Origin of the sequence: Zafaria cholistanensis (genome assembly GCF_008580665.1) — a bacterium.
GTDB classification, from domain to species: domain Bacteria; phylum Actinomycetota; class Actinomycetes; order Actinomycetales; family Micrococcaceae; genus Zafaria; species Zafaria cholistanensis.
On sequence record NZ_BKDJ01000010.1, the window covers coordinates 18,015 to 33,976 of the forward strand.

Here is a 15,962-nt window from a genome sequence, read left to right on the forward strand (position 1 = left end):
AGGCCCGCAGCAGCGGGGCCGCTTCCGGGCTATTTACGGCGCCGCCGGGCCCGGTCTAGGGTCGGGACATGCCAGTGACGATCCGCACCATCAAGACGGCCGTTCCCCCGACGATCCTCCACCAGGAGCAGGCCCGCGACGTGTTTGCCGCGCAGCCGGGACTGACCCGGCTGGGACAGCGGCTGATTGCCACTTCCTTCGACTCGGCTGCCATCTCCACCCGCCGCACCGCCGTCGCGGAACTCACCCTGGACCGCAGCTCCGAGAACCCCGTCTTCTTCGACGCGGCCACCCGGCTGCTGTTGAGCCCCAGCACCCGGGTCCGCAACGAACTCTTCGCGCGGGAGGCGGGACCGCTGTTCGTGGAGGCAGCCCGCCGGGCGCTCGAAGCGTGCCCGGACCTGTCCCCGGAGGACATCACCCACGTGGTGACCGTCTCCTGCACCGGCTTCTACAACCCCGGTCCGGACTACCAGGTGGTGCGCGCGCTCGGGCTGAACCCGCAGACGCGGCGCTACCACCTGGGCTTCATGGGCTGCTACGCCGCCTTCCCGGCCCTGCGCGCGGCCAAGAGCTTCTGCGAGGCGGAGCCGGACGCGGTGGTGCTGGTGGTCTGCGGCGAACTGTGCTCGCTGCACGTGCGCAGCTCCAACAACCCGGACACCATCATGGGCTCGGCCCTATTCGCCGACGGCGCCGCCGCGGCGGTGGTCACGGCCCGTCCGCCGGGCGACGGCGGGGGCGTTGCGCCGCAGCTGCTGCTGGACTTTTTCGAAACCACCCTCACCCCGGTGGGCGAGGAGTCGATGGCCTGGAACATCGGCGACGAGGGGTTCGAGATGGTGCTGGGAACCTACGTCCCCCACATCATCGACGACCACATCGTCGGTGCGCTGGAACCGCTGCTGGACCAGGACCCCACGCTTCCCGACGCATACTCGGAGATCCCGCACTGGGGCATCCATCCCGGCGGCCGGGCCATCCTGGACCGGGTGCAGCACCGGCTGGAACTGGACGACGCGCAGCTGGCCCCGGCCCGGCGCGTGCTGCGCGACTACGGGAACATGTCCAGCGCCACCGTCCTGTTTGTCCTCAAGGACATCCTCGACGGCAGCGGGCCGACGGCGGCCGCGGCCGGCGAGCGGGTCTGCTCCATGGCGTTCGGCCCGGGGCTGACGGTGGAGACCGCACTGATGACCCTGCTTCCCGGCCCCGCCTCCGGGTCCGGGTCTGTCACCGGAGCCGGACCTGTCACCGGGGCCGGACCTGTCCCGGGCCCGGGCCCGGAGGACCGGTAGCGGGGACGGGCGGGCGCCCATGCGACGCGCCGTGGACGCGGTCGAGGAGATGGACCGCCCCGACTGCGACCCGCTGAAGCTGCAGCGGACTTATGCCCAGTTTCCGCTGGTCAACCGCGCGTTCGCGCACTGGCACGGCATCTACCGGGACCTGCTGCGCCCCGTTTTGGCCACCGCCGCACAGACCCCGGCCTCCGGCACCTCCCTGCGGCACGGACGTACTGCCACCGTGCTGGACATCGGCTCCGGGGGCGGGGACATCGCACTGGCGCTTGCGGGCTGGGCCGCACGGGACGGACTCGCCGTACAGGTCACGGGCATCGATCCGGACGCACGCGCCCATGCCTTCGCCTCCGGGGAGGCGGCCCGGATAGCGGCCCGCGCGGGCTCCCGCAGTGCTGCCGCGCCGGGTGGCCCCGGCGTCGTGTTCCGCCGCGCGCACAGCGCGGACCTGGTGGCCGAAGGCGCCCGGTTCGACGCGGTGGTCTCCAACCACGTGCTGCACCACCTGGGGCAGGAGGAACTGGCCGGTCTGCTGGCGGATTCGCAGGCGCTGGCCAGTGGGATCGCGGTGCACGCGGACATCCGCCGTTCGCGCGCAGCGCTGCTGCTGTTCGGGGCCGTGACCCTGCCACTGGCGGGACGGTCCTTCATCCGCCGCGACGGACTCACCTCGATCCGGCGCAGCTACACGGAAGCGGAACTGGCGGCCCTGGCCCCTGCGGGCTGGGAGGTCCGCTCCCGGGCCCCGTTCCGGAACCTGCTCATCCACACAGCCGCACGGCCCGGCCGGCCCGGCACCCCCGGGGGTCCCGGTGCCGCCGGCGGCGCGAAGGACGTCCCATGACCGACGTCGACGTGGCGATTGCCGGGGCCGGACCTTCCGGACTGGCGCTGGCGATCCTGCTGGCGCAGCGGGGCGTCTCGGTGCGGGTGCTGGAGGAGCGGGCGCAGCCGGGGACCCATTCGCGGGCCATCGGGCTGCACCCGCCCGGACTGGAGGTCCTGGACCTGGCAGGCGTGGGGGCCGCGGCGGTGGAGGCGGGCGTGCGGATCACCTCCGGGGTCGCGCTCCATGGGCCGGGGCCGGACGGCGCAGTGGGGTCCGGCACAGTGCGGCCTGGCACCGTGCGGCCTGGCACCGTGCGGCCCGGCACAGTAGGGCCCGGCGTGTCCGCGGTGGCATCGATGGACTTCGGGGTGCTTCCGGGCCCGCACCGCTATGTGCTGGCGCTGCCGCAGACCGCCACGCAGGCCCTGTTGGAGGAGCGGCTGGCGCTGCTGGACCCCGGGGCGCTGCGCCGGGGCATCCGCGTGGAGGCCTTCCATCCGGGGCCGGACGGGGTGTGCGTGCGCACCAGTGCCGGCGGCGCGGGCCCCTTCCGGGAGGGCGGGACACCCCACGGCGAGACACCACACGGCGAGACACCACACGGCAGGCCACCGGTTTCCCCGGTCCTGACGGCAGGGTCCCTGACGGCACGGTTCCTGGTGGGGGCGGACGGGGTGCGTTCCGGAACCCGCGACGCGCTGGGACTGCCGTTCCGCGGCGTGGCCCATCCGGACCGCTACGTGATGGCCGACTACCCAGACACCACGGGCTTCGGCCCCACCGCCGCGCTCTTCCTGCACCCGGAGGGCATTGTCGAGTCCTTTCCCCTGCCGGGCGGGCAGCGGCGCTGGGTGGCACGGCTCCCCGGCGGGCGGGCCACTCCCCCTCCGCCCCGCAACGGCACCGGGGACGGATCCGCGCCGTGGGAGGCGGCGGAGGGACCGGCACCGGACAGGCTGCACGAAGCGCTGGCGGCGACCATTGCCCGGCGCACCGGACATTCCGTGGAGGAAGCCGGCGCCGTCCCCACCGTGTTCGGCACCGCACGGCGCCGCGTGCCGCGGATGGCGGATGGACCGGTGGTGCTCATCGGGGACGCCGCGCACGAGGTCAGCCCCATCGGCGGACAAGGGATGACGCTGGGGCTGCTTGACGCCGCCCAGCTGGCCGGGATCCTCTGCGCAGCGCTGGCCACGACTCGCGGGACGGGACGCGGGGCGGGACGCGGAGCGGTGCCCGATGCGGCGGCCCGGGCGGCGCTGGAGCGGTTTTCGGCGCGGCGGCTGCGGGCAGCGCGGGCCGCGGGCCGGGCGGCGCACCTGAATATGGTGCTGGGCCGGCCGCTGCCGGGTGCGCTGCTGCGCGGAAGGGACAGGGCGATCGGGGCGCTGGTGGGGCGCGGCGCCGTGCACGACGCCGTCGCCCGGCACTTCACGATGCAGGGCTAGCCGACCGGGCAGAACGCTGCTTGGGAAGTGCGCCTTATAGGCCGCCCATGGGGGCGCACTTCCCAAGCAGGCTGGCCCGCGCCCACGGCCCGTTGCCGCAATAAGCAGCAGGCACTAACGGGTACGATGGCGGGAGGCCGGGGCATGCGCCCCGGCCTCCCGCCGTCGTACCCGTCGCGGTGCGTACCCTAGCTGTCGCTGTCCCCGTCGGTGGACTCCGGGTTGCCACTGTCTTCGTTGCCGCTGTCTTCGTCAGTGGACTCGGGGCTGTCGCCCTCCTCCCCGATCGGCTCCAGGTCGGCGCCGTCCTCCTCCGCGGGCTCCAGCACCACCACCAGCGTCTGCCGGTCGGATTCGGTCAGGACCGCGGACCAGACGTTGCGCTTGGTCTTCTTCACCTTGTTGCCCTTGCCCTTGGTCTTGACCACAACCTGCTTGACCAGGGTTTGGTACTTGACCTCGATGGTGACCTGGTAGGTCCCAGCGCCCAGCCGGGCCTTGTGTGCGCCTTCGACCACCACGCGGTCACCCTGCATCACGGTCAGGGTCTTGGAGACCAGTTTGGTCCGCTTCCCGAGCTTGACCTTCGGCTTGACCGTGGCCAGCTCGCCGGCCTCAACGGTCCGGTCCGCGAGGTCCCGGATAACCACGGCCGGCTTGGACTGGGCCTTCGACTTGTGGCTTGCGACGACGATCGGCTGGGGTCCCTGGACGGCGGAGGCCGCCGGAGAAGCCGAGGCAATGACAGCGCTCCCCAAAACCAGCGATGACGCAGCAACAAGGGCCGCGGTGGCGCGGCCAAGGCGGATCAACATATTCCCCACTTTCAGGCCGGGTGCGTGCGGCCGATTGATTTTGACTGGGGGAATCATAGGCATCACTAAGGGGTAAAAACGAGGGGTAAGAGCCCACAAATTAACAGGGTTTGTGTAACCGCATGTCAGGGGCGAAACGGGATTCCGCGCGCCCCCACCGCGCGGTTCCCGGCCCGCGATTCCCGGCGCCGGGTGACGGGGCCCGGGATGCCCCGGCCACCGGGCCGGCAAGCCCCACCGGCCACTTCTGTGCCCGCCCGCTCTTCCCGCGCGGCCGTGGCCGTGCGTCAATGGGGCCGGGAGCACCCGCCCCACGGTCCATCGAACGATCCGAGCCAGCCATGAAAACCACAGCACTCCTTACGCCCCTGGCCGTCCTGGCGGCGGCCGCGGGACTGGTCGCCTCGTCGGCCCCCGCCCACGCCGCCGCCGACGAGGTCCAGTTCATCAACGCCCAACTGCTCGCCAACGGCGCCGCGATCAGCGCAGAGGTCGGCTTCGCATGCCAGAAGGGCTGGCAGAGCACCATCAGCATCGCGGTGTCCCAAGCCAACGGGCGCGAGGCCGCAATCGGCCGCTACTACCCCGGCCACCTCAACGAATGCACCGGGCAGCCGCAGACCCTGGAGGCCGTCATCCTGCCCGAGACCCTGGTCTTCCGGGAAGGCAGCGCCGCCATCTGGGTCACCCTGGACCTGTGTCCGGCCGCGCAGCCCATGGGCCCTGTCCCGGCTCCGGAGGGAACAGCTCCGGACGGAATAGCCCCGCCGGCAACCTGCCGCTCGGGGGACACGCTGGTGCTGGAAACCAACCTGGCCCAATAGCCCGCCCCGCCCACGCAGCCGTCCATCCCTGCCCCATCCCCCCGCTGCCCACGCTGCCGCGGTAGGCTCGGACCGGCCCCGAATCTCCCGCCGAAAGTGACCCATGCGCACCGCCACCATCAACCACACCGCCATCGCCTACCTCGATTCCGCCCCGGGCGCCGGAACGGACAGGGTCCTGTTGCTGCTGCACGGGCACGCCTTCGACAAGTCCATGTGGGACCGGCAGGTTCAGCACTTCGGCGCCCTGGGCTGGCGCGTCCTGGCCCCGGACCTGCGCGGCTTTGGGGAGTCGGAGGTGACCCCCGGGATCGTCTACACGGAGGAGTTCGCGGCCGACGCGGTGGGGCTGCTGGACGCGTTGAAGGTGCCCTCCGCCGTCGTGCTGGGCTATTCGATGGGCGGGCAGGTCGCCATGGAGATCCAGCACTCCCATCCGGAGCGGGTGCGCGCACTGGCGATCGTGGACACCGTGCCGCAGGCCGAGGACGCCGCCGGCAGGCGCCGCCGCAACACCACCGCGGACCGGCTGGTCGCCGAAGGCATGCACGCCTACGCCTCCGACGTACTGGGGGTGATGATTGCCGCCTACAACGTGCAGGCCAAGCCGGAGGTCGCCGCCAAGGTGCTGGAGATGATCCGCCGCTCCCCCGCCGCCGGATCGGCCGCCGCCATGCGCGGGCGCGCCTCCCGCCGCGACTTCGCGGAGACTCTGGCTGCGGTCACCGTCCCCGCGCTGGTGATCGCCGGCGCGGATGACGCGTTCGACGGCGGGGCCGCGGCCCGCATGCACGAACTCATGCCGCACAGCACCTTCGTGCGGATCGACGGCGCCGGGCACACCCCCAGCATGGAGCAGCCCGAGGCGTTCAACGCGGCGCTGGAGGAGTTCCTGGCCAAGCTGTAGGCACTGCGCCGGCCTGCCGGTTGCGCTGGCCTGCCGGTTGCGCTGACCTGCCGGTTGCGCTGACCCGAACCCTGCTGCCCTGTGGCTGCCTGTCGGCAGGCTCGGGGTTACGGGTCAGGACAGCGGCATTCGGGGACTGGACTGGCCCAGGTCCAGGGTGTGGGCGGTGTGGTCGCGCTTGGCGGTGAGGTACTGGATGTTGGCGTCGGAGAGGAACACCCCGGTGGGCACCCGTTCGGCGACCGCCACGCCGTGGAACTCCAGCTGGGCCGCCTTGTCCGGGTTGTTGCTCAGAAGCCGGATCCTGCCGGCCCCCAAGGCAAGCAGCATCTGGGCCGCGGAACGGTAGTCACGCTCGTCCTCCGCGCGGCCCAGCGCCACGTTGGCCGCATAGGTGTCCAGGCCGGCATCCTGCAGGGCGTAGGCGTCGAGCTTGGCGTACAGGCCAATCCCGCGCCCCTCCTGGCGCAGGTACAGCAGGAAGCCGCCGGTGCCGGCGATCCGTTCGACCGCTTCGCGCAGCTGCGGGCCGCAGTCGCACCGCCGGGATCCGAACACGTCGCCGGTCAGGCACTCGCTGTGGGGCCGCACCAGCGGCGCCTCCCCGCCCGCGGCGGAGCGGGCCAGCGCCTCCTCCCAGCCGCCCAGGCCCACCAGCAGATGCTCGCGGCCGTCGGCCAGGCCGTCAAAGGTGAACACGTCGGCGGTGGTGGCGTAGCCGTCGGCAAAACCCAGCGGAACCCGCACCCGCGTGCGCACCAGCGCGCCTGCGGGATCCGGTGCCGGCACGCCGGAGGATTCCGGGGAGGGATGCAGGGCGGGAACAGCTTCGGCGGCAACGGCCCGCCCGGATGCGGATGTGGGGCAGATGGTCGTCATCGTCGCTCCAATGCTCGAAGATTGAAACGACCCTACGGCAGATACGTTGATCCTTCAATAATATTTCGTGATGACCGGACGTGCGGTCTGCTCCGCGGCGCGGCATTCCCGGGACACGGCATTCCCGGGACACGGTTCGACGCCGGCACCCTTTCCCGGGTGCCGGCGTCGAACCGCATCCGCCCCCTACGGGGCCGAAGCGAGCCTTTCGCCGCGCCGGCCGCCGGCCGCGGTGCCGGCCGCGTCGGCCGGCCCATCAGTGCCCGGGGTCCGGCCGTCCAAGTCCTGGATCTCCTCCCCGGAGCGGTCCTTGGCCCTCAGCAGCGCGGCCAGGCTCATCCCCGAGAAGGCCATCCACAGCACGGCCACGAGCCACAGCGATCCGCCGCCGGCTATCACCAGGGCCGTGGCGATCATTGGGGTGAAGCCGGCGCCGAGCGTGGAGGCCAACTGGTAACCGATCGAGGTGCCGGAATAGCGCACGGACGTGGGGAACAGTTCCCCGACGAACGCGCCGTACGGGCCGGCGGTGAAGCCCTGCACCAGGCTCAGGCCCAGGAAGATGGCCAGCAGGAAGGCGGCGGTGGAGCCCATCTCCAGCAGTCCCATGACCGGGAAGGCCAAAAGCATGGCCCCGATGTTGCCCCAGATCAGGATGCGCCGGCGTCCCAGCCGGTCGGAGAGCTTGGAGGCGACGATGATCGCCACGATCGTGCTCACGCCGCCGATCGCCTTCAGGTTGAGCACCTCGGTGGGGGCCATGACGGCCTGCTGAACGGCGTAGGAGATGGCCCATGCCCCCATCAGGCCCTGCGCCATCTGGCCGGAAAGGCCGGAGACCACCGCGATGAGCAGGGATTTGGGATGCTCGCGGAACAGTTCGGCCGCCGGGACGCGGCTCTTCTTCGCCTCGCTCTTGGCGGAGAGTTCCTTGAATACGCGTGATTCGGAGACACGCATGCGGATGAAGATGCCCAGGGCCATCAGCACCGCGGAGAGCACGAAGGGAACACGCCATCCCCAATCAAGAAACTGCTCCTTCGGGAGCGTGGACATGGCCGAGAGCATCAGGGTGCCCAGAATGGTGCCGGCCGGGGCTCCCATGTAGGCGAAAGCGGCCGCGAATCCGCGGGATTCCTTCTTGGAGTTTTCGAAGGCCAGCAGCATGGCCCCGCCCCATTCGCCCCCGACGGCGATCCCCTGGAAGAGCCTCAGGGTCACCAGGAGAATGGGGGCCCAGACGCCGATCTGTTCGCTGGTGGGCAGCAGGCCGATGGCCGTGGAGGCCAGGCCCATCATCAGGACGGTCCCCACGAGGATCGACTTGCGGCCGACCTTGTCCCCCAGGTGCCCGAATATGAACCCGCCCAGCGGACGGGCGATGTAGCCGACGGCGAGGGTGCCGAAGGAGACGAAGATGGCCAGGCTGGGGTCCATCCCGGCGAAGAACACCTGGTTGAAGACGATTCCCGCCGCGGTGGCGTAGAGGATGAAGTCGTAGTACTCCACCGCGGTGCCCAGGAAGCTGGAGAAGAGAATGCGGCGCATCTCCTGCGGGCTCGCGGTGTAACCGGCGGCCGGGCCGGGCTCCGGTCCCGGTGGGTTGGCGCTGTTGGGGTGGGTGCTGTTGGGGTTGGCACTGTTGGGAGTCATGGCGTTCCTTGGGGTGGGTGGTCTACCAGCCGGTGGCGTTGCCGGCGGGAACGGGCTGCTTGGAATCGGCGCCGGCGCCGAAGGCGATGACGTCGAGGTCGTCCGGGATGGACAGCGGGCCGGAAAACGTGGTGCGGGCCTTCTGCCAAGCCTCCGGAGGGGAGTACGTCGGCACCAGGTGGTGCAGGGCAAGGTGGCGCGCACCGGCGTCCGTGGCGATTTGTCCGGCCTGTTCGGCGGTGGTATGGGCGCGGCGGTGGTGGTCCATGGTGGCCTGGAGCATTCGCGCGTCGGAGTATTGCGCGGCCAGGATGTCCAGGTTGATTGCCTCGTGCAGCAACAGGTCCGTGCCGCGGGCCAGGCGCACCATGTTGGAGCAGGGGGCGGTATCCCCCGAGATGGTGACCGAACCCTGCGCGGTGTCGAACCGGAAGGCGTAGGCGGGGGCGGTTGGGTGGTGGGACACCAGGATGGCGCTGACGGTGACGCGGCCGTCCCGGAACACCTCGAACGGCTCCATCTCCGGGGCCACGTTGTGGTCCGGGTCAAACCCGGTCCCTTCCGGCAGGCGGATCTCGCGTGCCTCGAACTGCTCCAGGGGCGAGGTGGCCAGGGAGTCGAAGATGCGGTCGTTGCAGTCGGTTGCGTAGGCGGCGAGCAGGCCCTCGACCAGGCCGGCGACGCCGGGGGTGGGCCGCCCGGGGGCGACCGGCACGGGCACGGAGGCGGCGCGGGGCGAGAGTGGAGGCAGCTTGCCGCGGTCGCCCGGGCCCACGATCGGGATGGGTCCGCGGGTGGTGTCCTTGAGCTCGAAGGCCCCGAAGAGCAGCAGCGAAGGCAGGTCCACGGTGTGGTCCGAGTGCATGTGCGTCACGAAGATCCCGCCGAGGTCCGCCATCTTCAGGCCGGCCGCGTTGGCTTGGCGTCCGGCGCCCTGGCCGCAGTCCACCAGGTACCAGGTCTGGCCGACGACGACGGCGGTGGCGATTCCGAAGCGCGGCGTCCCGGTGTGGTCCTTCCACCACCGCGGGCCGCCGGCGGTCCCCAACGTGACGACGTACGGGGCTCCGCTGGGGGGTACAGCGTTTGGAGGGACGCTTGCATGCGGGATGGCGGCCGCGCGGGGCGTTCCGGTCATGGGGTTTCTCCTTTGGATGCCGCCGCTTTTGGGGAAGGACGGCCAGTCGGGGTGGTGCCTGGACCCAAGTTTGGTGGCGCGCATCACATATGCCAAACTACAATTTCTGGTCAGTGCCATAAGAAAAACTCATGCAAGGGGAGCAGGCTTGAAGGAAATCACGCTGCGCCAATTGGAGTACTTCGCGGCCATCGCCGAAACGCAGTCGGTCACGGAGGCGGCGCGCCGCTGCAGCGTCAGCCAGGCGGCGGTCAGCCTGGCGCTGGGACAGTTGGAGGACGCCCTCGGCGCCACGCTGGTCATCCGCCGCCGCGGCAAGGGCGTGGCGCTGACGGCCGAAGGGCAGGCCATCGCCACGCGGGCCCGGTTGGTCGCCGACCAGGTGGCGGAGATGTCCACCGCGCTCCACCAGGTTCACGGGGAACTCTCCGGCCGCCTGGTGGTGGGGGTCTTCCGCACCCTGGCGATGCACGTGATCCCGCACTTGGTGGAATGGTTCACCACCCGCCATCCCGCCGTCGAACTGGACTTCACGGAGGGCACCGGACCGCAGATCCAGGAGGCCATGCTGGCCGGGCGTGCGCAGCTGTGCGTGGTCTACGAGGCGCAGGTCGAGCCGCAGTGCGCCACGCTGGTGCTCAGCGAAGAGCGCCGGAAGGTGGTGCTGGGGGCGGGGCATCCGCTGGCGGGAAGGGAGTCAATCCGGTTCCGGGACTTGGCCAGGTACCCGGCGGTGCTTATGGACGAGGAGCCCTCCCTGCAGCGGACCATCGCCGAGTTCCAGCGCCAGGGCGTGGAGCCGCTGGTGCGCTGGCGCAGTGCCAGTGTGCAGGCGATCCAGTCGATCGTGGGCCGGGGGCTGGCCTATTCGCTGCTGATGCAGGAAACAGCCCTCTCCCCCGAAGGACGGCCCCTGGTCTTCCGGCCGCTGGCCGACGATGTCCCCACCAACTCCGTGATGGCGTCACTGCCGGCCGGGGTGGCCAGGAGCGCACTGGTCGAGGAAACGCTGGAAGCGCTGCGGGCGCGCTGGCCGCAGAAGCAGGCGGGCCGGCAGGCAGGCAGGCCAGTAGCCGAGCCGGCAAACAGGCACAAAGCCGAAGGACTGACCGCCCCTACGCCGTCCGTTCCACCGCCGTCCGTTCCACCGCCGCCAGGATGGCCGCCGCCAGCTCCGCCGGCTTGGTGAACTGCGGCCAGTGGCCGGTGGGCAGGTCCACGAATTCAACGTCGTGGACGCGGGCCAGTTCGGCCACGTACGGGTGGCCGGAATCGAGCCACTCCTGCAGCAGCGAGGACGGGTAGGTGCAGGCGATGACGGTGGCCGGGACGGCGTACCGGCGCACGTCGTGGAGGTGCTGCGGGTCTTGGGCCACCCCGCGAGGTTCCGGGATGGCCCGGGCCCGCAGCGCCTCCCTGAGCTCCTCGTCCAGGTCCCGCAGGTCCGCCTCCTCGAAGCCGTCCCACGGCGGCAGCGGGACCTCGTCGCCCTCGGCGGGCAGGTCGGCGTTGATGGATTCGCCCTCGCCCAGCGGGCCGCTGTCGACGTAGATGGTGCGGGCGATCCGCTCCGGCCTCGCGTCGGCGGCCGCATGGATGAGGGCGCCCCCGGCGGAGTGCCCCACCAGCACCACGGGACCTTCCAGCCCATCGACCAGCCGCACGACGGCGGCCACGTGGTCCGCCAGCCCGATGCCCGCCCGCGGCGCGTCCACCGATTCCAGGCCGGGCAGCGTCAGCGCGTGCACCCGGTGCCCCGCCGCGGCCAAGGCCGGCACCACCCCGTCCCACGAGGAGGCGTCCAACCAGAACCCGGGAACCAGAACAATGTCCATGGGCCGACCCTACCGCCCGCCTACCCGACGGTGAAGCGGACCTCGTGCCAGCCGCTGGCCCCGTTCGGGATCGGGTCCGCGCGCTCGCCGGTCTGCTGGGCGCCGGTGGCGTCGTAGGCGCGGACCCGCGCGGTGTGGTCTCCGGGCTCGGCGTCCTCCCACCGGTAGGACCACTGGCGCCAGGAGTCCACCGTCGCCTCGGCGGCCAGGACCGCCTCACGCCAGTCGCCGCCGTCGAGCTGGACCTCGACGCGGGAGATGCCAATCCCCTGCGCCCACGCGGTGCCGCCAATATCCACCGTTCCGGCGGGCAGGCGGGCGAACCCCCGCGGGACGTCCACGCGGGAGGCCAGCTTGATGGGCGCCCGCTCGTCCCAGCCGCGGGCCGTCCAGTACGCCTGCTTGTCCGCGAAGCGGGTAACCTCCAGGTCCACCACCCACTTGGTCGCCGAGACGAACCCGTACAGGCCCGGGACCACCATGCGCACCGGGAAGCCGTGCTCCAGCGGCAGCGGTTCGCCGTTCATGCCCACCGCCAGCAGCGCATTGCGCCCGTCCCGCAGCACCTCCAGCGGGGTGGAGGCGCTGAATCCGTCGGCGCTGGTGGACAGCACCATGTCCGCCCCGGGCAGCGGGCGGGCCCGCTCCAGCACCTGCCGCAGCGGCAGCCCCAGCCAGCGCGCGTTGCCGGCCAGGTCCCCGCCGACGGCGTTGGACACGCAGGTCAGCGTCACGTCCGCCTCCACCAGCCCGGACTCCATCAGCTCCGCGTAGGACAGCTCGACCTCCTGCTCCACCATGCCGTGCACCCGCAGCCGCCAGCTGCCGGGGTCCACCTCGGGGACCACCAGGGCGGTGTCGATCCGGTAGAACTGCGCGTTGGGCGTGGTGTACGCCGGCATGCCCGCCACGGGCGCCTGCACCCCGGACGGCAGCGGCGCCGCGGGCCGGGTGGGGGCGGGCAGCCGGATCGCCTCGCGCACCTGCCGGACGCCGCCGCGGACCGCCTCCACCACCCGGCTTCCGGCGCCCAGCACGACGGCGCCCGCCGCCCCGAGCACCGCGGCCCGCAGGAACGAGCGGCGGTCAGCGGCCGGGCGGGTGCGGACCTCCCCGGCGTGGGTTGCCCCCGTGCGGGCCGCACGAGTGGTGAGCCAGCGCAGCGCGGCCAGGCCCAGGACCGTTCCGGCCGCGGTGGGCAGCAGGTCCACCGTGTTAGTGCCGGCCCGGGTTCCCACGGCCGCCATGAGCGCAGCGCCGATCAGCGCCACCATGAGCAGGCCCGCCCGCAGCCAGCGCCGGGACACGATCCCGATCGCGGCGGACCCAATCAGGGCCATGATGCCGATCGACACGCCCAGCGCCAGCTTGTCCGCCGTCCCAAAAAGGCCGATTGCCAGGTCTTTCAGCCACGCCGGGGTGATGTCGATGAACCAGGCTCCCGCCGCCACCAGCGGCGAAGACGCCGGGGCCAGGAACGCGGACACGAACTGCGCGCCGCCGAACATCAGGGCCGCGGCGACGACGCCGGCGAGCGCGTGGCGCCCCGTTCTAGCACTGGCCCGGGCGCCGGATCCGGGGGTGCCGGTTTGTGGAGTGCTCACGGGTGCCTCCTGGCGGGTCTGGCGGCAGCGTCGGCTGGCACCTGCTTCAATGGTCCTGCCTGGGGTTCGGAGCGGAAACGGTTCCGGATGGGTGCGGGGGCCGGTTTTTTGCCGGCGGACCGGCCAGGGTCCTAACAACAAGCAGGCCCAAATGACAGCAGGCACAAAGAACACAGCAGGCCTTAAGAACACAGGGGGAAGCACCGTGGGAAGACTGCGTGCCGTGAGGCGCATCGGGACCGTCGGCGCCGTGGCGCTGGCCGCCGCACTGTCCGCGCTCCCGCTGGGGAACGTACCGCACGCCTCCGCTGCCGGCACCACGGCGCCCAAGGCCTTCACCGCCGCCGGGACAACATCCCAGTACCGCGTGTACGCGGCCGGCACCGGGGATCCCAAGGGCATCCTCTTCTACCTGGACGGGGACGGACAGTGGGCCTTCAACCACCCCGCCAGCCCCTATGCGCTCGGCGGCAGCACCGGCATCGTGGCCAATGCCCGCACCCGCGGGTACATCACCGTTGCCGTGAAGACCCCCGACCGGAAGGGCACGCCCACCTGGTGGGAGGACGGGGCGAAGAACGCCGCGTACTTCGACGCGCTCCGGCGCAAGGTCCAGGGCCAGTACCCCAAGGCCGAACACATCTGGCTCGCCGGCTACTCGGGCGGCGCGGAGTTCCTCACCGAGTCCTACCTGCCCCGGTACCCCTCCGCGATTGCCCGCGGTGGCGGCGCCGTCCTGCTCGGTGGCGGAAGCGCGCCCTACCAGCGGGCCAAGTCCTTCCCTCAATCCAAGGCTGCCAGGTTCGCCATGCACTGGTACACCGGTGCGGCGGACACCGCGGCGAACTCCGGCGCCGGCTTCGACGCGCTCCGCCAGGCCAAGGCCGGCAAGGCCTGGTACGCCAAACGGGGGTTCCGCACCACCTCCCAGTACCCCGCCGGCGTCGGGCACGACCTCTCCGGGCGGTTCGGGCGCGTAATCGGCGCGGCCCTCGACCGCAACGGGCGCTAAGCCGCCCTTCCGGCGCGCGACTGCGCCTCCCCGGGTCCCCTTCCCCGCGCCTCTTCCCCGGGGGAAAAAACGGGATCATAATGGGATCTACCCGAAAAAGCTAGGGAAAGAGGCTTCCCGGCACCTCGGCGACACACGCATCACACATGATCCGGCCACCATGGCACCCCGCCTGGCAACTGGCGGTTCCCCCGCCGGATCAGTGCATCCCGCAATCGCACCAAATCCTCGCACTGTGAAAGACCCCAAGCCATGAAAAAGCTCCAGGCGTGGCTCGCGACCATCCTGCTGGTCGCGGGGCTGGGACTCGTCGCCCCCAGCACCGCCACCGCAGCACCCAGCACCACCACCGCAGTACCCAGCGCAGCCCCCTTCTGCGGCATCACTTGGGGATCCCTGCCCAAGACCTCCTCGACGAAGTACGTCCCGGTGGTCACCAACGTCCGGGCCGGCCGGCATCGCTGCTTCGACCGCCTGGTGATCGACCTCAAGGGCAAGCGCCCCGGCTACGACGTCCGCTACGGCGCGGTCTACACCGAGGGCCAGGGAGCGCGGGTGCACCTGCGTGGCACCGACATGCGCATCACCATCAAGGCCCCGGCCTACAACAGCAAGGGCCAGGCAACGTACACGCCGCGCAACCGGTCCAACATCGTCAACGTCAGCAACTTTGACACCTTCCGCCAGGTCGCCTGGGCCGGAAGCTTCGAGGGCCAGACCACCATCGGCCTGGGCGTCCGCGCCCGCCTGCCGTTCCGCGTATTCACCCTCGCCGGCCCGGGGCCGAACCAGACCATGCTGGTCATCGACGTCGCCCGCCGCTGGTAAACAAGCGCCGGCGTCCGCCCGGGCAAACGCTGCCCGGGCGGCCGCCGCTTGCTGGAGAGGGTCCCTGGCCTAAAGACGTGCAGTCTGGAAGGCATGCAGCCTAGAGGACGTGGGGCCTCATAGCGCGTGGAGCAGGATGGGCTCGGTGGTGGGCTGCGGGGAACATGATGACCCAGGCCGTATCACTGCCGCGCCCAATCCAACTCGCTGCGGCACTAAGCGGTCCGGGAACCAGCTCAGGGACGCACCCTACCCACCCGCTTCCGAGCGGCGGAAGGAAACCTGTGGGTCGTCACTTCTAATCCACGCGGCAAGGTCTTCCGTGACCCTTTCCAGCGACCCCCCCCTGTCCGCGCAGGGCACACTCCCATACAGTGGCGATTCGCCACCCAGCCTCGGTAAGCTGTTTAACAACCCGCTCGTCCCTGGCCTGATTGCCGCCAATCTTTTCTTCCCAGAACTCCTGCCTGGTCTTGGGCCAGCGGAAAAGTGGGCAGTCATGGCCATGCCAGAAGCAGCCATGGACCATGATCACGGCCTGATACCGCGGCAGGACGATGTCAGGTTTCCCCGGCAGCTGCTTCACATTGACGCGGTAGCGGAATCCCCTGCTGTGAAGACTCCGCCTGATGGCTACTTCGATTTTCGTATTGGTTGACCTGACGGCAGCCATGTTCCGGCTGCGGGCCTCTGGAGTGATCTTATCGGCCATACCTTATTGTCCATGCATGAGATTCCGGCTCCGGTCCATCAGGACGGGTACGGTACCGCTCTCTCTGCTGCGCTCATGGTGGGTTCGCGGACTCCAAAACCTTGATGCTGTCGACGAAGTCGGGCTTCCGGTCGGCGTCTTTACGGACGCTGATGTCCATGGCCAGCGTGACGCCCG

At 70.8% G+C, this 15,962-nt stretch carries 15 protein-coding genes; 8 read left to right on the plus strand and 7 right to left on the minus strand.

Annotated elements, in window-relative coordinates:
• The first annotated feature begins 68 nt into the window (after window positions 1-68).
• Genes NCCP_RS10260 through NCCP_RS10270 form a run of 3 tightly spaced genes read left to right on the plus strand, consistent with a single transcriptional unit; the run spans window position 69 to window position 3,578 of the window.
• Complete coding sequence (locus tag NCCP_RS10260; RefSeq protein WP_149957154.1) at window positions 69-1,298, plus strand: type III polyketide synthase; 1,230 nt, start codon at window positions 69-71, stop codon at window positions 1,296-1,298.
• 19 nt (window positions 1,299-1,317) lie between these two features.
• Window positions 1,318-2,145, plus strand: coding sequence for a methyltransferase domain-containing protein (locus NCCP_RS10265; RefSeq protein ID WP_149957155.1), 828 nt, complete (start codon window positions 1,318-1,320; stop codon window positions 2,143-2,145).
• Window positions 2,142-3,578 carry an FAD-dependent oxidoreductase gene (locus NCCP_RS10270; protein ID WP_149957156.1) on the plus strand — a complete coding sequence of 479 codons (1,437 nt, stop codon included), beginning with the start codon at window positions 2,142-2,144 and terminating at the stop codon, window positions 3,576-3,578. Before NCCP_RS10265 ends, NCCP_RS10270 begins: the two co-directional genes overlap by 4 nt.
• A gap of 188 nt (window positions 3,579-3,766) precedes the next feature.
• Here the strand turns inward: NCCP_RS10270 and NCCP_RS10275 are convergent, their stop codons facing one another.
• The gene (locus tag NCCP_RS10275; RefSeq protein ID WP_149957157.1) at window positions 3,767-4,393 is read right to left on the minus strand and encodes a hypothetical protein; all 627 of its coding nucleotides are present in this window, start codon (window positions 4,391-4,393) and stop codon (window positions 3,767-3,769) included.
• 341 nt (window positions 4,394-4,734) lie between these two features.
• Between NCCP_RS10275 and NCCP_RS10280 the strand changes: the two genes are divergently transcribed.
• Together NCCP_RS10280 and NCCP_RS10285 are read left to right on the plus strand one after the other, a co-directional pair.
• Window positions 4,735-5,217, plus strand: coding sequence for a hypothetical protein (locus NCCP_RS10280; protein WP_149957158.1), 483 nt, complete (start codon window positions 4,735-4,737; stop codon window positions 5,215-5,217).
• Between the two features lie 103 nt (window positions 5,218-5,320).
• The gene (locus NCCP_RS10285; protein WP_149957159.1) at window positions 5,321-6,124 is read left to right on the plus strand and encodes an alpha/beta fold hydrolase; all 804 of its coding nucleotides are present in this window, start codon (window positions 5,321-5,323) and stop codon (window positions 6,122-6,124) included.
• Between the two features lie 114 nt (window positions 6,125-6,238).
• Here NCCP_RS10285 and NCCP_RS10290 read toward each other — a convergent pair whose 3' ends face one another.
• From NCCP_RS10290 to NCCP_RS10300, 3 genes are all read right to left on the minus strand, one after another.
• Window positions 6,239-7,003, minus strand: a complete 765-nt coding sequence (locus NCCP_RS10290; protein ID WP_149957160.1) for a GTP cyclohydrolase II — start codon at window positions 7,001-7,003, stop codon at window positions 6,239-6,241.
• A gap of 186 nt (window positions 7,004-7,189) precedes the next feature.
• A complete protein-coding gene (locus NCCP_RS10295) occupies window positions 7,190-8,656 on the minus strand; it encodes an MFS transporter (protein WP_149957161.1) in 1,467 nt (488 codons plus the stop codon).
• A gap of 22 nt (window positions 8,657-8,678) precedes the next feature.
• Window positions 8,679-9,794: an MBL fold metallo-hydrolase gene (locus tag NCCP_RS10300; RefSeq protein ID WP_149957162.1), complete on the minus strand. Its 1,116-nt coding sequence runs from the start codon at window positions 9,792-9,794 to the stop codon at window positions 8,679-8,681.
• A 148-nt stretch (window positions 9,795-9,942) separates the two neighbouring features.
• Here NCCP_RS10300 and NCCP_RS10305 point away from each other — a divergent pair, with 148 nt between their 5' ends.
• Entirely contained in the window at window positions 9,943-10,983 is a 1,041-nt protein-coding gene (locus NCCP_RS10305; protein ID WP_149957163.1) for a LysR family transcriptional regulator, read from the plus strand.
• On the opposite strand, the gene NCCP_RS10310 is transcribed toward NCCP_RS10305, so the two are convergent.
• Window positions 10,910-11,629, minus strand: a complete 720-nt coding sequence (locus tag NCCP_RS10310; RefSeq protein ID WP_149957164.1) for an alpha/beta fold hydrolase — start codon at window positions 11,627-11,629, stop codon at window positions 10,910-10,912. The two genes, NCCP_RS10305 and NCCP_RS10310, sit on opposite strands and share 74 nt — an antisense overlap.
• 20 nt (window positions 11,630-11,649) lie before the next feature.
• Window positions 11,650-13,137 (minus strand): molybdopterin-dependent oxidoreductase, encoded by a 1,488-nt coding sequence (locus NCCP_RS10315; protein ID WP_149957241.1) that lies wholly within the window; start codon window positions 13,135-13,137, stop codon window positions 11,650-11,652.
• A gap of 319 nt (window positions 13,138-13,456) precedes the next feature.
• Between NCCP_RS10315 and NCCP_RS10320 the strand changes: the two genes are divergently transcribed.
• Both NCCP_RS10320 and NCCP_RS10325 read left to right on the plus strand, forming a co-directional pair.
• The gene (locus NCCP_RS10320; RefSeq protein ID WP_149957165.1) at window positions 13,457-14,245 is read left to right on the plus strand and encodes a hypothetical protein; all 789 of its coding nucleotides are present in this window, start codon (window positions 13,457-13,459) and stop codon (window positions 14,243-14,245) included.
• 252 nt (window positions 14,246-14,497) lie between these two features.
• Window positions 14,498-15,073, plus strand: a complete 576-nt coding sequence (locus NCCP_RS10325; protein WP_149957166.1) for an AMIN-like domain-containing (lipo)protein — start codon at window positions 14,498-14,500, stop codon at window positions 15,071-15,073.
• A gap of 298 nt (window positions 15,074-15,371) precedes the next feature.
• Here NCCP_RS10325 and NCCP_RS15595 read toward each other — a convergent pair whose 3' ends face one another.
• On the minus strand, window positions 15,372-15,785 hold the full coding sequence (locus NCCP_RS15595; RefSeq protein WP_149957167.1) for a very short patch repair endonuclease: 414 nt from the start codon (window positions 15,783-15,785) through the stop codon (window positions 15,372-15,374).
• Window positions 15,786-15,962 lie beyond the last annotated feature (177 nt).

What these genes read in the sequence shown, in the direction of transcription:
- NCCP_RS10260 (WP_149957154.1), top strand. Translation starts at nt 69, where the DNA reads ATGCCAGTGACGATCCGCACCATCAAGACGGCCGTTCCCCCGACGATC.
- NCCP_RS10265 (WP_149957155.1), top strand. Translation starts at nt 1,318, where the DNA reads ATGCGACGCGCCGTGGACGCGGTCGAGGAGATGGACCGCCCCGACTGC.
- NCCP_RS10270 (WP_149957156.1), top strand. Translation starts at nt 2,142, where the DNA reads ATGACCGACGTCGACGTGGCGATTGCCGGGGCCGGACCTTCCGGACTG.
- NCCP_RS10275 (WP_149957157.1), bottom strand. Translation starts at nt 4,393, where the DNA reads ATGTTGATCCGCCTTGGCCGCGCCACCGCGGCCCTTGTTGCTGCGTCA.
- NCCP_RS10280 (WP_149957158.1), top strand. Translation starts at nt 4,735, where the DNA reads ATGAAAACCACAGCACTCCTTACGCCCCTGGCCGTCCTGGCGGCGGCC.
- NCCP_RS10285 (WP_149957159.1), top strand. Translation starts at nt 5,321, where the DNA reads ATGCGCACCGCCACCATCAACCACACCGCCATCGCCTACCTCGATTCC.
- NCCP_RS10290 (WP_149957160.1), bottom strand. Translation starts at nt 7,003, where the DNA reads ATGACGACCATCTGCCCCACATCCGCATCCGGGCGGGCCGTTGCCGCC.
- NCCP_RS10295 (WP_149957161.1), bottom strand. Translation starts at nt 8,656, where the DNA reads ATGACTCCCAACAGTGCCAACCCCAACAGCACCCACCCCAACAGCGCC.
- NCCP_RS10300 (WP_149957162.1), bottom strand. Translation starts at nt 9,794, where the DNA reads ATGACCGGAACGCCCCGCGCGGCCGCCATCCCGCATGCAAGCGTCCCT.
- NCCP_RS10310 (WP_149957164.1), bottom strand. Translation starts at nt 11,629, where the DNA reads ATGGACATTGTTCTGGTTCCCGGGTTCTGGTTGGACGCCTCCTCGTGG.
- NCCP_RS10315 (WP_149957241.1), bottom strand. Translation starts at nt 13,137, where the DNA reads ATGTTCGGCGGCGCGCAGTTCGTGTCCGCGTTCCTGGCCCCGGCGTCT.
- NCCP_RS10325 (WP_149957166.1), top strand. Translation starts at nt 14,498, where the DNA reads ATGAAAAAGCTCCAGGCGTGGCTCGCGACCATCCTGCTGGTCGCGGGG.
- NCCP_RS15595 (WP_149957167.1), bottom strand. Translation starts at nt 15,785, where the DNA reads ATGGCCGATAAGATCACTCCAGAGGCCCGCAGCCGGAACATGGCTGCC.